This window comes from Streptomyces sp. NPDC039609 (assembly GCF_055596705.1).
In genome coordinates this window covers 275,261-289,540 of record NZ_JBVIUJ010000001.1, presented here as the reverse complement: position 1 = coordinate 289,540, position 14,280 = coordinate 275,261, and the positions used below count along the sequence as shown (strand labels likewise).

At 71.6% G+C, this 14,280-nt stretch carries 13 protein-coding genes and 1 riboswitch; of the genes, 8 read left to right on the top strand and 5 right to left on the bottom strand.

Annotated features, from left to right (window positions below; genetic code table 11):
* Positions 1–9: 9 nt before the first annotated feature.
* From ACZ561_RS01345 to ACZ561_RS01330, 4 genes are all read right to left on the bottom strand, one after another.
* On the bottom strand, positions 10–789 hold the full coding sequence (locus ACZ561_RS01345; RefSeq protein ID WP_470988142.1) for an ABC transporter ATP-binding protein: 780 nt from the start codon (positions 787–789) through the stop codon (positions 10–12).
* Positions 786–1,799, bottom strand: a complete 1,014-nt coding sequence (locus ACZ561_RS01340; protein ID WP_470988139.1) for a FecCD family ABC transporter permease — start codon at positions 1,797–1,799, stop codon at positions 786–788. Before ACZ561_RS01340 ends, ACZ561_RS01345 begins: the two co-directional genes overlap by 4 nt.
* The gene (locus tag ACZ561_RS01335; protein WP_470989997.1) at positions 1,796–2,854 is read right to left on the bottom strand and encodes an ABC transporter substrate-binding protein; all 1,059 of its coding nucleotides are present in this window, start codon (positions 2,852–2,854) and stop codon (positions 1,796–1,798) included. The genes ACZ561_RS01340 and ACZ561_RS01335 overlap by 4 nt, the downstream gene beginning before the upstream one ends.
* 12 nt (positions 2,855–2,866) lie before the next feature.
* Positions 2,867–3,063, bottom strand: a riboswitch (cobalamin riboswitch).
* 109 nt (positions 3,064–3,172) lie between these two features.
* On the bottom strand, positions 3,173–4,618 hold the full coding sequence (locus ACZ561_RS01330; RefSeq protein WP_329123563.1) for a glyceraldehyde-3-phosphate dehydrogenase: 1,446 nt from the start codon (positions 4,616–4,618) through the stop codon (positions 3,173–3,175).
* Between the two features lie 186 nt (positions 4,619–4,804).
* Between ACZ561_RS01330 and ACZ561_RS01325 the strand changes: the two genes are divergently transcribed.
* From ACZ561_RS01325 to ACZ561_RS01290, 8 genes are all read left to right on the top strand, one after another.
* Positions 4,805–5,449 carry a dihydrofolate reductase family protein gene (locus ACZ561_RS01325; protein WP_470988137.1) on the top strand — a complete coding sequence of 215 codons (645 nt, stop codon included), beginning with the start codon at positions 4,805–4,807 and terminating at the stop codon, positions 5,447–5,449.
* A gap of 111 nt (positions 5,450–5,560) precedes the next feature.
* Entirely contained in the window at positions 5,561–6,178 is a 618-nt protein-coding gene (locus ACZ561_RS01320; protein WP_470988134.1) for a dihydrofolate reductase family protein, read from the top strand.
* 169 nt (positions 6,179–6,347) lie between these two features.
* Entirely contained in the window at positions 6,348–7,115 is a 768-nt protein-coding gene (locus ACZ561_RS01315) for a GntR family transcriptional regulator (RefSeq protein ID WP_470988131.1), read from the top strand.
* 44 nt (positions 7,116–7,159) lie between these two features.
* A complete protein-coding gene (locus tag ACZ561_RS01310; RefSeq protein WP_329123551.1) occupies positions 7,160–7,387 on the top strand; it encodes a 4Fe-4S dicluster domain-containing protein in 228 nt (75 codons plus the stop codon).
* Between the two features lie 14 nt (positions 7,388–7,401).
* Entirely contained in the window at positions 7,402–8,766 is a 1,365-nt protein-coding gene (locus ACZ561_RS01305) for an ABC transporter substrate-binding protein (protein ID WP_470988127.1), read from the top strand.
* Positions 8,763–9,647 carry an ABC transporter permease gene (locus ACZ561_RS01300; protein WP_470988124.1) on the top strand — a complete coding sequence of 295 codons (885 nt, stop codon included), beginning with the start codon at positions 8,763–8,765 and terminating at the stop codon, positions 9,645–9,647. Before ACZ561_RS01305 ends, ACZ561_RS01300 begins: the two co-directional genes overlap by 4 nt.
* The gene (locus ACZ561_RS01295) at positions 9,644–10,399 is read left to right on the top strand and encodes an ABC transporter ATP-binding protein (RefSeq protein ID WP_470988122.1); all 756 of its coding nucleotides are present in this window, start codon (positions 9,644–9,646) and stop codon (positions 10,397–10,399) included. Before ACZ561_RS01300 ends, ACZ561_RS01295 begins: the two co-directional genes overlap by 4 nt.
* 40 nt (positions 10,400–10,439) lie before the next feature.
* Entirely contained in the window at positions 10,440–13,229 is a 2,790-nt protein-coding gene (locus tag ACZ561_RS01290; RefSeq protein ID WP_470989995.1) for a fumarate reductase/succinate dehydrogenase flavoprotein subunit, read from the top strand.
* Between the two features lie 73 nt (positions 13,230–13,302).
* Here ACZ561_RS01290 and ACZ561_RS01285 read toward each other — a convergent pair whose 3' ends face one another.
* Entirely contained in the window at positions 13,303–14,214 is a 912-nt protein-coding gene (locus tag ACZ561_RS01285; RefSeq protein ID WP_470988119.1) for an EamA family transporter, read from the bottom strand.
* Between the last annotated feature and the right edge of the window lie 66 nt (positions 14,215–14,280).

Genomic DNA, 14,280 nt, shown 5'->3' with positions numbered 1-14,280 from the left:
GACGAGACGTCAGCGGCGGGTGGCGAGCGTGCCCAGGACGCGCAGGTGGGGCCGGTCGTCGTCGTCCGGGTGGGTGACCGTGACGCGTACCCCGTAGACCTCCGCGATCAGTTCGGCGGTCAGCACCTCGCTCGGCGCTCCGGCGGCCACCACCCGTCCACCGGCGAGCATGACGATCGTGTCGCAGTACATCGCGGCGAGGTTGAGGTCGTGGAGGGCCACGATCGTGGTGACCGGAAGTCCGGAGACCAGGTCGAGGAGATCGTGCTGGTGCTGGATGTCGAGATGGTTGGTGGGTTCGTCGAGGAGGAGTTCCTTCGGCTCCTGGGCAAGGGCCCTGGCGATCTGGACGCGCTGGCGCTCGCCTCCGGAGAGGGTGTGCCAGGGCTGTTCCGCGCGGTCGGTGAGGCCGGTGCGGTGCAGGGCGTCCCGTACGGCCTGCTCGTCGGCGGCCGTCCCGGGCGACCAGGCCCGGCGATGGGGGATGCGGCCGAGGCGCACGACCTCGGTGACGCTCAGCTCGACGAGGGTGTCGGCCTGCTGCTCGACGACCGCCACGCGCCGGGCGACGTCCCGGCGACGCAGGTCCGCGAGCCGTCGGCCGTCGAGGGTGACGACACCGGCGGACGGCGCCAGGACACCGCACAGCAGCCTCAGCAGGGTGGACTTGCCCGAGCCGTTGGGGCCCAGCAGCGCGGTCGTGGTGCCGAGTTTCGGGGCGATGCCGACCCCGTCGAGGATCAGCCGCCCGCCGGCGGTGCGCGAGACGCGTTCGGCGGCGAGTGTCATCGGTGAGCCTTCCTGCTCCGGTACAGGACGAGGACGAAGGCGGGAACGCCGACGAGTGAGGTGACGACCCCGACCGGCACCTCCTGGGGTTCGAGCACCGTCCGGGCGAGGGTGTCCACCCAGACCAGGAAGACCGCTCCGCCGAGGGCGGTGACGGGCAGCAGCCGGCCGTGTCCGGGCCCGACGAGGGCGCGGGCCGCGTGCGGCAGGACGAGGCCGACGAATCCGATGGCGCCCGCCGAGCTGACCAGCGCGGCGGTGAGCAGCGCGGTGGCGCACAGCAGGACGAGCCGGGTGCGGACGACCCGTACGCCGAGGGTGGCCGCCGCGTCCTGCCCGAACGCGAAGGCGTCGAGGGTACGGGCATGGCCGAGGCAGACGGCCAGGGTGAGCGCGAGAACGGCGAGGCAGAGCCATACGTCGCTCCAGCCGGCGCCGCTGAGCGAGCCGAGCAACCAGAACAGCACCCCGCGGGTCGTCTCGGCGTCTGCGGAGGTGACGACGACGAAGGAGGTGAGGGCGGAGAACAGCTGCATCGACGCGACGCCGGAGAGGACGACCCGGTCGGTCGTGCCGCCGAGCGTGTGGCTGAGCAGAAGCATCGCGGCGAAGGAGCACACGGCGCCCGCGAAGGCTCCGGCGGATATCGAGAGCGCTCCCCCGCCGACGCCTAGAACGACCACGACGACCGCTCCGGTCGAGGCACCGGAGGAGACGCCGAGGACGAAGGGGTCGGCCAGCGGATTGCGCAGCAGGGACTGCATCACGGCGCCGCAGAGGGCGAGGCCGGCGCCGCACACGGCGGCGAGGAGGGTGCGGGGCAGCCGCAGGTTCCAGATGATGCCGTCCCGGATCGGGCCGATCCCGGAAGGGTCGCCGCCGAAGTGGGAGGCGACGACGGACGCCACGTCGCCGACGCCGATGTCCGCCGGTCCGATGGTGATCGCCACGGCCAGGGAGAGGACGAGTGCCGTGCAGCCGGCCGCGATGCGCAGCAGGGCGGCGGTCACTTCGTGAGGCCGTGCGCGCGCAGGGCGGCGGCGACCTGTTCGATGCCCTCGACGGTGCGGATGGTCGGGTTCATGGCCTGTCCGCTGAGGAGCACGTACCGCTTGTGGCGTACCGCGTCCATGTTCTTGGTGACCGGGTCGGACTCCAGGAACTCGATCTTCTTGGCGGCGCTCTCCCCGGACTGTGCCTTGCGGGTGAGGTCGCCGATCACCAGGAGATCGGGGTTCCGGTCGGCGACCGACTCCCAGCCGATCTGGGGCCATTCCTCGGTGGTGTCGTCGAAGACGTTCTTGGTGCCGGTCTCCCGGGTGATGACGCCGGGGGCTCCGCAACATCCCGCCATGTAGGGGGACTTGGCGTCGGAGAACCAGTAGAGGACGCTGACGTCGGCGACATCGAGTCCTGCGGTGGCCTTCGCCACCCGGTCCTTGAGCCGGGCGACGAGCTGTTCGCCGCGCTCCTCGACGCCGAACACCCGTGCCAGGTCGCGGACTTCGCCGTAGACGGTGTCCATGGCGAGCGGCGTGGTGCGCTTGCCGTCGCCTCCACCGCTGTTGTCCTTGCCCACGCAGTCGGACGGGGAGAGGTAGGTGGCGACGCCGAGCTGCTCGAACTGCTCGCGGGTGGCGACGCCGCCCTTGCCGAGGGTGGAGCCGAAGGAGGCGGCGACGAAGTCGGGTTCGGTGTCCAGCACCTTCTCGAAGGAGGGGTTGTTCTCCGCCAGCCTCGGGACGTCGGAGGCGGCCTTCTCCAGCCCCTTCATCACCGGGTCGGTCCAGGTGGCGGTCCCCACCATCCGGTCCTGGAGACCGAGGGACAGCATGATCTCGGTGGTGCCCTGGTTCAGGGAGACGGCCCGGCGCGGCCCGCCGGGCGGGAGCTTCACGGAGCGGCCGCAGTTCTCGAGCGTCCGCGCGGAGGCGGACGGCGCGGACCCCGTCCCGTCGCCGGCGCCGCCGCAGCCGGTGAGGAGCAGGGCCCCGGACGCGAGCAGGGCGAAGGGAAGGGGGGTGCGGGCGAGAGGCACGGTGCATCCTCGGCGTAGAGGGCCCATGCGCGGGGCCCGTTTCGTACGGATCCGCCAGCAGGTCTTCGGACTCGGGGTCATCCGGGCGGGGCGCCTTCCCGGACCGGCTTCCCGGTCCAGTGGCTTCGTGCCCCGCCCGTCGCCCTCACCGCTGCGCGTCAGCTCCGGATTCGCACCGGATTCCCTGACTCGCGTACGTCACGCACGTGAGTTCGACTGGCTACCGCAAGCTACCAGAACGCCGACGGGGCGGCGGTGGGAGGGTGCGCGATCCCTTTCGGGATCTGCCGCACCGCTCCACCGCCGCCCCGTTCACCGGGACCCGGACGGGCCGGACCGCCGAGGTCAGACCACGGGCACCGGGTACGTCGGGTACTCGACGCCGGACACGTGCTGGACGACGCGGATGACCTGGCACGAGTAGCCGAACTCGTTGTCGTACCAGAGGTAGAGGATCGCGTTGTCACCGTCGACCTTGGTGGCACCGGCGTCGACGATCGAGGCGTGACGCGAGCCGACGAAGTCCATGGAGACGGCGTCGGGCGCGGTGGTGAAGTCGATCTGGCGCTTCAGCGGCGAGTGCAGCGAGACGTCACGGAGGTAGTCGAGGACCTCCTCGCGGGTGGTCTCGCGGCCCAGGCGCAGGCTCAGGATCGCGATCGAGACGTCCGGGACGGGGACGCGGATCGAGCTGCCGGTGATCGGCGCCTTGAGGTCCGGCAGCGCCTTGGCGACGGCGGAGGCGGCACCGGTCTCGGTGATGACCATGTTCAGCGGCGCGGAGCGGCCACGACGGTCGGCCTTGTGGTAGTTGTCCAGCAGGTTCTGGTCGTTGGTGAACGAGTGGACGGTCTCCACGTGACCGCGCAGCACGCCGTACTCGTCATCCATCGCCTTGAGCGGCGGGACGATCGCGTTGGTGGTGCAGGAGGCGCAGGAGAGGATGCGCTCGTCCGGCTTCACCGTGTCGTGGTTGACGCCGTGCACGATGTTCGGGACGTCGCCCTTGCCCGGGGCGGTCAGGACGACCTTGTCGATGCCGGGACGCAGGTGCTTCGAGAGCCCTTCGCGGTCGCGCCACTTGCCCGTGTTGTCGATGAGGATGGCGTCCTTGATGCCGTACGCCGTGTAGTCGACCTCGGAGGGGTCGTTGGCGTAGATCACCTTGATCGCGTTGCCGTTGGCGACGATCGTGCTGTTCGCCTCGTCCACGGTGATGGTGCCTTGGAACTGGCCGTGGATGGAGTCGCGGCGCAGCAACGAGGCGCGCTTGACCAGATCCTGGTCACCGCCCCCGCGGACGACGATCGCGCGCAGGCGCAGACCGTTGCCGGAGCCGGCCTTCTCGATGAGCAGGCGGGCGACGAGGCGGCCGATGCGACCGAAGCCGTAGAGGACGACGTCGCGCCCCTCGCGGCACTCGATCTTGTTGGCACCCGTGGCACCGGCGACGGCCTCGGCGGTGAACTGCTCGACCGAGAGACCGCGGTCGTCCGTCTTGTACTCCGCGGCGAGCATGCCGATGTCGATCTGGGAAGGCCCGAGATCCAGCGCGGTGAGCGCCTGCAGGAACGGCAGCGTCTCGGTGACCGACAGCTCCTCACCGTCGATCTGCCGGGCGAACCGGTGGGTCTTCAGGATGCTGACCACCGACTTGTTCACCAGGGAGCGGCTGTGGAGAAGGACGGTGACGTCCCGCTCCCGGTGCAGCTTCCCGATGATCGGGATCATCGACTCCGCGATCTCCTCGCGGATCTTCCAGTTGGTGAACGAGTCGTCATTGACAGTCACAGGTTTATCTTTCGAGCTAGGCGGCGCTCATATGCTAACCCGGCCTTCCTTTGATCGTTCAAGGGGGACCCGAGGGAGACCGAAGGCACACCTCAGGGCAGGCGGAAAAATCCCTTTCGCGTGATTACCTCCCTGTATCCACCACCGCCCTATCCTCGTCGTTGTCGACGACACAGGAGGAAGCGCGTGGAGCAGCTGCTGAGGGTCCAGAACTTCGTCGTCTCGCGTGACGGATTCGGAGCGGGTGAGGACCAGAGTCTCGAGAGACCGTTCGGTCACGCCGATCCCGGGGCCATGTTCGCCTGGGCCGGTGCCACGGCGAGCTGGCCGAACCGTACCGATCCCGGGGGGACCCGCGGCCTCGACGACTACTTCACCCGGGACTTCGCACGCAACATCGGCGCCGAGATCATGGGCCGCAACAAGTTCGGACCCCAGCGTGGACCCTGGCAGGACCACGAGTGGCGCGGCTGGTGGGGTGACGAGCCCCCGTTCCACACCCCGGTCTTCGTGATGACCCACCACGAGCGTCCTTCGTTCACGCTCTCCGACACCACGTTCCACTTCGTCGACGGCTCCCCGGCGACGGTCCTCGCACAGGCCAAGGAAGCGGCGCGGGACAAGGACGTCCGACTCGGCGGCGGGGCGACCACCATCCGCGAGTACCTGGACGCCGACCTCGTCGACACCCTTCACGTGGCGGTCTCACAGGTGGAGCTGGGCTCCGGGGTACGGCTCTGGGACTCCCCCGACGAGCTGCTGGACCGGTTCCACCTCGAGGTCGTTCCCAGCCCGAGCGGCGTGACGCACCACCTGTTCTGGCGGAAGTGAGCGGAAGGGACACGAGGCCCGGCGCGCCCCGGCACCACCGATGAGTTCCGGGATCCCGTGGCGTCTACCGTCGGTAGGCAGCCATCGCCGGACACCCCCATGGAGCGTCGCATGAGGAAGATCGTCTCCCAGCTGTTCATCTCGCTCGACGGAGTCGTCGAGGATCCCCACCTCTGGCACTTCCCCTACTTCAACGACGAGATGGGTGTCGCGGTCGACGCCGTCATCGGCCGCGCGGACACGCTCCTCCTGGGGCGCCGGACGTACGACAGCTTCGCCGGGGCGTGGCCCGAGCGTGAGGCGGCGGGCGGTGAGGACGCTCCCTTCGCCAAGGTCATCGGCGACGCCCGGAAGATCGTCGTCTCGCGCCGGCCGCTCACCTTCACCTGGCGGAACTCCGAGCAGCAGCAGGGCGACCTCCTCGACGCGGTGAGGGCGCTGAAGGACGAGCCCGGCGGCGGTCGTATCGCGATCAGCGGCTCGGTGTCCCTGGTGCGGCAGCTCATCGCCGCCGGACTGCTGGACGAGCTGAACCTGCTGGTGCACCCGATCGCCGTACGCAAGGGGATGCGGCTGTTCGACGAGGCCGAGTCGCCGACGCCGCTGAGGCTGCTCTCCTCCGAGACCTTCGCGACGGGCGTCCTCAACCTGATGTACGGCCCCGCCGGCGGGGCCGGCGAGGCGGGCTACGACGAGGCCAAGGGGCACCTGCCCCGCACCGATACCTAGGCGGCGCGACGGGGCGGTCCGCCGGTCGTGTCCACCTGGTGAACAGGCGGGTGGCGGATCTTGTCGTCCCATCCGGAAAACCGCAGGTCACAGCGGCGCCTTCGGAGCGTCAGGTGGCGCAATACTGCGGCAACACCATCCGGGCCATCGCGCCGGTACGTTCCCAGACATGTCAGCCGAACCCACCCCCGCCTCCCTCCCGGTCGCCGCCGCGCGTCGTCGGCGGCTGCGCGCGGACCGGGCCCGGCAGCTCGCCGACCTGCTGCGGCACCAGATCCTGACCGGCGGCTTCCCCGGCGGCGTCCTCCCCCTGGAGGACGTCATCGCCGCCGACTACCGGGCCAGTCGCAACACGGTCCGGCAGGCCCTGGACCTGCTGCGCGGCGAGCAGCTCGTCGAGCGGCAGCCGGGGGTCGGCACCGTCGTGGTGTGCGAGAAGTACCCCCACGGCCTGGACCGCCTCCAGGGCCTCGCGGAGACCCTGCACGAGCACGGCCGGGTCACCAACGAGGTACGTACGGTCGGACCGGTCACCGCGTCCGGACCGGTGGCCCACCGGCTGGGCCTGCCCGAACACACCGACGTGCTCTGCATCGAACGGCTGCGCCGCCTGAACGGGCTGCCGCTCTCCCTCGACCTGTCCTATCTGCCCATGGACATCGGCGGTGAACTCCTCGGCTGCGACCTGGAGAACACGGACGTGTTCCGGCTCCTCGAAACACTGACCGGCGGCCCGCTGGGGCACGCCGAGATCACCCTCGAAGCGGTCAACGCCGACGCGCACTCCGCCGCCGTCCTCCAGGCCCCGCGCGGAGCCGCCGTACTGATGCTGGAACGGCTGACCTGTCTGCCCGACGGACGACCGGTAGACCTGGAGTTCATCCGGTTCCGCGGCGACCGCATCACCATGAGCGGCGTACTGCGCCGCTCCCTCTGAGCCCCGCCCCACCTCCCCCCTTCCGCCCCTTCCCGGAGACATCCATGCCCCTCGTGCCGCAGCGCGCCGACGTGCCCGTGACCATCGACGAGTCCAAGTGCATCGACGGCTGCACCCTCTGCGTCGACATGTGTCCGCTCGACTCGCTCGCGATCCGCGAGGACAACGGCAAGGCGTACATGCACGTGGACGAGTGCTGGTACTGCGGCCCGTGCGCGGCCCGCTGCCCCACCGACGCGGTCACCGTCAACATGCCCTATCTGCTCCGGTGAAAGGCCCGACTCCCATGCCCGGCAAGAAGATCCCCCCGCGTCGCCCCCTCGGCCCGCTTCTCTCCCTCGCCCTGCTGGTCCCTTCGGCCACCGCCTGCGGCGGTGCCGCGGGCGCCGACGACGCGGCCGGCGCACGAACGGTCACGGTGACCGTCGGCTACCAGTCCAAGACCATCAACACCGTCACGACCGGCACCCTGCTGCGCTCCCTCGGCTACTTCGAGGAGGAGCTCGCCGCCCGCGGGAAGAAGGACGGCGTCACCTACAAGGTCGCGTGGCAGGACTACGCGACCGGTGCACCGATCACCGCCCAGATGACCGCGGGGAAGATCGACATCGGCTCCATGGGCGACTTCCCCCTGCTCATCAACGCGGCGCGCGGCAAGCAGCTCAAGCAGCCCACCCGACTGGTCGCCGTCACCGGCTACAACCTGCGCGGCGGACTCAACACCGTGGTCACCGCGCCTGGTTCGAGCGTGCGGTCGCTGGCCGACCTGCGCGGCAAGAAGGTGTCCACCAGCGTCGGCTCGGCCGCCGACGGCACCCTCGTCCGGGCCCTCCAGCGCGCCGGCCTCGACCCGGACAAGGACATCCGGAAGCTCAACCAGCAGCCCAGCGTCGGCGCGTCCGCGCTGTCCGCCGGCAGCGCCGACGCCCTCTCCCAGTTCGTCGCCTGGCCCGGACTGCTGGCCTTCGACGGCCGTGCCACGGCGCTGTACGACGGTGCCGAGCTGAACCTGCCGACCTTCCACGGGGTCACCGTCCGGGAGAAGTTCGCCACGGAGCGGGCCGGGATCCTCGACGACTTCCTCACCGCGCAGCGGCGGGCCACCGACCACCTCCGCACCCAGCCGGTCGCGGCGGCCGAGTCGGTCGCCAAGGAGACCGGCCTGCCCGCCGAGGTGGTCTACCTCTACAACGGCGCCAACGGCATCGCCACCTTCGACCCGGAGCTCCGCCCGGAGCTGATCGCCGCTCTGAAGGAGGACGTACCGCTGCTGAAGGCGGCCAAGCTCGTGGGCGACGTCGACGTGGACGCCTTCGTGGACCCGGCGCCGCTGAAGCGGGCCGCGCAGGCCCCCGCGTATCCGAAGGCGACCGCCGCGAAGCCCGAACTGTGGCTGAAGGGCCAGAGCACCACCCGTACGTTCGCCGGCCCGAAGGAGCTGTTGAAGGCCGCCAAGGGCGCCGATGTGCGCGCCGCGTACGTCCCGGACGCGGTGACGGGCACGCTGTGGTTCGCCGACAAGGCGGTGTGGGTCGTCGACGGTGCCGAGCTGCGTGCCTTCGTCACCCCGTCCGGCGCGAAGGCGTACGTCGCCGCGCACTCCGGATCCCGGATCGTCGACTACGCGGCCGCCGTCGGCCTGGCGTCATGAGCGCGGGCCGCTGGGTGCTCCGGGTGGTCTCGCTCGGAGCGGCCCTCGGGCTGTGGCAGCTGCTGACCTCTCTGGACGTCAATCTGTGGCTACGGTTCGAGCAGTTCCCCACGGTCGGCGAGGTGGCCTCCGCCTTCGCCGACCGGGTCGGCACCGGGCCGTACTGGCAGGACCTGGGGCACAGCGTGCGCCGGATCGTGATCGGCTTCCTGCTGGCCGCGGTGCTCGGAGTGGCGGTCGGCACCGCAGTCGCCCGCTCCCGGTGGACAGCCGACCTGCTGGGCCCGCTCCTCGAGGTCGTACGGCCGGTGCCGGCCATCGCTCTCGTCCCGGTCGCGATCCTGCTGCTCCCCACCAACGAGCAGGGCATCGTCTTCATCACCTTCACCGCCGCCTTCTTCCCCGTCCTCGTGTCGACCCGGCACGCGGTGCGCGCCCTCGCCCCGGTGTGGGAGGAGGCCGTGCTCACCATGGGCGGCGGCCGACTGCGCGTGCTGTTCTCCGTGGTGCTGCCGGGTGCCCTGCCGGGCATCTTCGGCGGCCTGTCCGTGGGCATCGGCGTCTCGTGGATCTGTGTGATCTCCGCGGAGATGATCTCGGGTGAGTACGGGGTGGGTTACCGCACCTGGCAGGAGTACACGGTCGTCGACTACCCGGGCGTCTTCGTCGGCATGGCCACCATCGGCGCCCTGGGCTGGCTCACCTCCACCGCGGTGGAGCTCCTGGGCCGCCGCGTCACCTCGTGGCTGCCCACGCCGGCGGCGCGACCGGCCGTCCGCGTCCCCCTGACGGGGCTCCGCCGGGCAGCGTCCCCCACCCCCCTCGTACCCGCCCCCGCCTCTGCCCCTGCCTCCGCCCCGGAGAAGGAGTCGGTCTCATGAGCAGCGCGCCCACGCGCCTCGCACCCGCGCCGACCGGCGCGGAACTCGCCCTGGACGGCGTACGGCTCGGTCACGCGGACGGTGCGACGGTCCTCACCGCCGACGAGCTGCGGATCGCGCCGGGAGAACTGCTGGCCGTGGTCGGCCCGTCCGGCTGCGGGAAGTCGACACTGCTGCGCACGCTCGCCGGGCTGCTTCCCGCGCTCGACGGTCGGGTGACCCAGGACGGGGCGCCGATCGGCGGGCCCGCCGCCGACCGGGCGCTGGTCTTCCAGCACGACGCCCTGCTGCCGTGGCGGACCGTCCGCGCGAACGTGGAACTGCCGTTGGCGATCCGTCGGGTCCCTCGTGCCGAACGGCGGCGGTCCGCCGCCGAGTGGCTGGACCGGGTCGGCCTCGCCGAGCACGCCCACAAGCTGCCGCACCAGTTGTCCGGCGGCCAGCGTCAGCGCGTCCAGCTGGCCCGCGCACTGGCCGGCCGACCGCGCGCGGTGCTGATGGACGAACCCTTCGGCGCGCTCGACGCGCACACCCGCGCCGAGATGCAGGACCTTCTCGTGGACATCCTGCGCGGCACCGGCGCGACCGTCGTCTTCGTCACCCACGACGTGGACGAGGCCCTCCATCTCGGGGACCGCGTCGCGCTCCTTCCCTCCGGCCGGGTGCTCGACGTCCCGCACCCGCGGCAGCGCGACGCGCGCCGGGAGCCCGCCATCGCCGAACTGCGCCGGCGCATCCTCGCATCCCTCTGAAAGGCACCCCGTGGACACCCCACAGGCCCCGGCCGCCCCTCTGGCCATCCCCGCCCTTGCCGACGCGACCGAACTGTCCTGCGACGTCCTCGTCATCGGCGGCGGCACCGCCGGCACCATGGCCGCGCTGACGGCCGCCGGTCACGGCGCGAACGTGCTCCTCCTGGAGAAGGCGCACGTCCGCCACTCCGGTGCTCTCGCCATGGGCATGGACGGGGTCAACAACGCCGTCGTACCGGGCCGGGCCGAACCGGACGACTACGTCGCCGAGATCACCCGCGCCAACGACGGCATCGTCGACCAGTCGACCGTCCGGCAGACCGCGACCCGCGGTTTCGCGATGGTCCAGCGACTGGAGTCGTACGGGGTGAAGTTCGAGAAGGACGAGCACGGCGAGTACGCGGTCCGCCAGGTGCACCGGTCCGGCTCGTACGTGCTGCCGATGCCGGAGGGCAAGGACGTCAAGAAGGTCCTCTACCGGCAGTTGCGGCGCCGGGAGATGCGGGAGCGGATCCGTATCGAGAACCGGGTCATGCCGGTGCGCGTGCTCACCCACCCCGACGACGGGCGGGCCGTCGGCGCGGCCGGATTCAACACCCGGACCGGCGAGTTCGTCGTCGTCCGGGCCGGCGCGGTGATCCTCGCCACGGGCGCGTGCGGCCGGCTCGGCCTGCCCGCGTCCGGCTATCTGTACGGGACGTACGAGAACCCGACCAACGCAGGTGACGGCTACGCCATGGCGTACCACGCGGGCGCGGCCCTGACCGGCATCGAGTGCTTCCAGGTCAATCCGCTGATCAAGGACTACAACGGACCGGCCTGCGCGTACGTGGCGAACCCGTTCGGCGGGTACCAGGTGAACCGGCACGGCGAACGGTTCGTGGAGTCGGACTACTGGTCAGGCCAGATGATGGCCGAGTTCGCGGCCGAACTCGCCTCGGACCGGGGCCCGGTGTACCTCAAGCTCAGCCATCTGCCCGAGGAGACCATCGGCGCCGTCGAGTCGATCCTGCACACGACGGAACGTCCCACCCGCGGCACCTTCCACGAGGGCCGCGGACACGACTACCGCACCCACGACATCGAGATGCACATCTCGGAGATCGGTCTGTGCGGCGGGCACTCCGCCTCGGGGGTACGGGTGGACGCCCACGCCCGCACCACGGTGCCCCGGCTGTACGCGGCCGGAGACCTGGCCTGCGTACCGCACAACTACATGATCGGGGCCTTCGTCTACGGAGACCTGGCGGGTGAGGACGCGGCCCAATACCGGGCGTACGAGGGCGAGTTGCCGCAGGACCAGCTGGCCGACGCCCACGAACTCGCCTACCGGCCGCTGCTCAACCCCGAGGGGCCGCCGCAGCCGCAGGTGGAGTACAAGCTGCGACGGTTCGTGAACGACTACGTGGCCCCGCCGAAGACCGGGGCGAAACTGTCGCTGGCGGTGGAGGCGTTCGACCGGATGTCGACGGAGATCACGGGCATGGGGGCGCGCACCGCGCACGAGTTGATGCGGTGCGCCGAGGTGTCGTTCATCCGTGACTGCGCGGAGATGGCGGCACGGGCCTCACTGGCCCGCACCGAGTCCCGCTGGGGCCTGTACCACGAGCGCCTCGACCACCCGGAACAGGACGACGCGGGCTGGCTGCACCACCTCGACCTGCGCAAGTCGGCCTCCGGGACCATGGAGTTCACGGCCCGGCCGGTCGAGCCCTATGTCGTCCCGGTCCCGGAGTTCACGCCGGAGCAGGGGCCGGAGCGGTGGCTGGGCGAGGTGCAGCTGGTGCCCACGGCCACGGCCGGTCGCCGTGACGCGGCTCCGGCGGCGCGGCGGGACGTCGCCGCGACTGCGACCGGAGTCGGGGCCGTTCATCCGGCTCGGGCCGAGGATCCGGCTCGCGCCGAGGATCCGGCCGGCGCCGACCGGGCGTCCGCCGCGGACACGGCCGCCGGGCCGAGCCCCGCCCTTCTCCGGCTGCTCGCCCTCGCCGAGGAGTCGCCCGATCTGGGCGCACTCCGCCCCTACCTCACCGACGCCGATCCGGCAGTCCGCTCTACCGCCGTCGCGGCGCTGGCGGAGACCGTTCCGGTCGGGGCCGGACCCGCGCTCGCCGAACGGCTGCGGGACACCGCGCCCCAGGTCCGGCACGCAGCCGCGGCCGCCCTGCGCGAACTGGTCGAAGTACTTCCCGCCTCAACCCAGTTGGGGGCCGGACTGCGCGCGGCGCTCGGTGTCACCGACCCGGCCGTTCGCTCCGCGGCGCTGGAGGTCCTGCGCGCCCTGCGCCTCGCCGATGCCGCGGTGTACGCCGACGCGCTCGGTGACACCGACATCGACGTCCGTATCCACGCGGTACGGGCTCTGGTCTCGGTGGACGCCGTGCCCGAGCTGGTGGTGGCCGCCGCCGACCCGGCCCGCGAGGTCCGGGTCGCCGTGGCCCGAGGTCTGGCGGCCGTACACGCCCCGGCGCCCGCGCCGCTGCTGCCCCTGCTCGACGACCCCGACCCCCTGGTCAAGGGCGCCGCCCTCGCCTCGCTGGCGACGACCGGCTGCCCGTCCGAGTACGCGGAGGCGGCCACGGAGGCGCTCGGCGAACCCGCCTGGCAGGTCCGGGCCGGTGCCGCGACGGCACTCCGGGCGGCGCCGCCCGCTCAGGCCGTCCCCGCGCTGGCCAAGGCCCTGGCCGACCCGAACGCGGACGTCCGCAAGGCCGCCGTCCTCTCCCTCCGTCCCCACCGGGAGGACCCCGAGGCCCGTACCGCGCTCGCCTCCGTCACCACCGACCCTGACGCCGACGTCCGCGCCCATGCCGCCCGCGCGCTCGCCTGAACCCGGGGGGGGCCGGCGGCCGGTAACCGGCGCGCCGGCCTGAGCGGTTCGGGGTTCAGGGATCGGGGCTCGGTCAGCGACGGGCCGTGGCGATGCTGAGGACGTTCGCGGCGACGACGGCTCCGATCGCGGCCCCGTCGAGCGCGCCCAGGCCCTGCCCGAGTCCGATCCAGCCGACCAGGGCCGCCAGGACGGGGTTGACGCTCATGAACAGCCCGAAGGCCGGGGCGGGTACACGGCGCAGGGTGAGAAGGTCCGCGAGGTACGGGACGGCCGAGGCGAGGACGCCGGCGGCGACGGCGTACGCGAGGGAGGTGGCCGTCGGCGGATGCCGGAGGACGACGACGATCCCGACGGGCAGGAACATCAGGGCGGAGAGCAGCGCGGCGGCCGCGCTGCCCTGCGCGCCGGGGACGCGCCGGCCGACGGTGCGGTTGAGCAGGATGTACGACGCCCAGCAGACGGCAGCCAGCAGACCGAGGCCCATACCGATGTAGTCGGTGGAGGGCTGCGGGCGCATGAGGGTGACGACGCCGGCCGTCGCGAGGAGCGCGCAACAGGCGTCCACCCGGCGGCGGGTGGCGGCCAGGGCGATGGCGAGCGGGCCGAGGAATTCCAGGGTCACGGCCAGCCCCAGGCCGACGCGGTCGATGGCGCTGTAGAGGGACAGGTTCATCGTGCCGAAGACGACCGCCAGCAGGATCACCGGCTGCCACTGCCACCAGGTGAAGCTCCGCAGCCGTGGCCGTCCGACGGCCAGCAGGACGAGTGCGGCAACGTACTGACGGACGGCGACGACACCGACGGGGCCGAGGACGGGGAAGGCGAGGGAGCCGGTCGCGGCGCCGATCTGGTTGGACAGGCCGCTTCCGAGCATGGCGGCCACGCCGGCGGGGGACGTTCGGCGGGTTGGGTGGGCGGGCGTCACCGGGGCGGTCAGGTCCGGTGCCGCTCCCGCTCCCGCTGATCCGTGGGCTGCGTGCATGAGGTGATCGTGCTCGCCGGAGGTTCTTGCGCAAAATGCATGGCCCCACACATCTATACGCTTGAG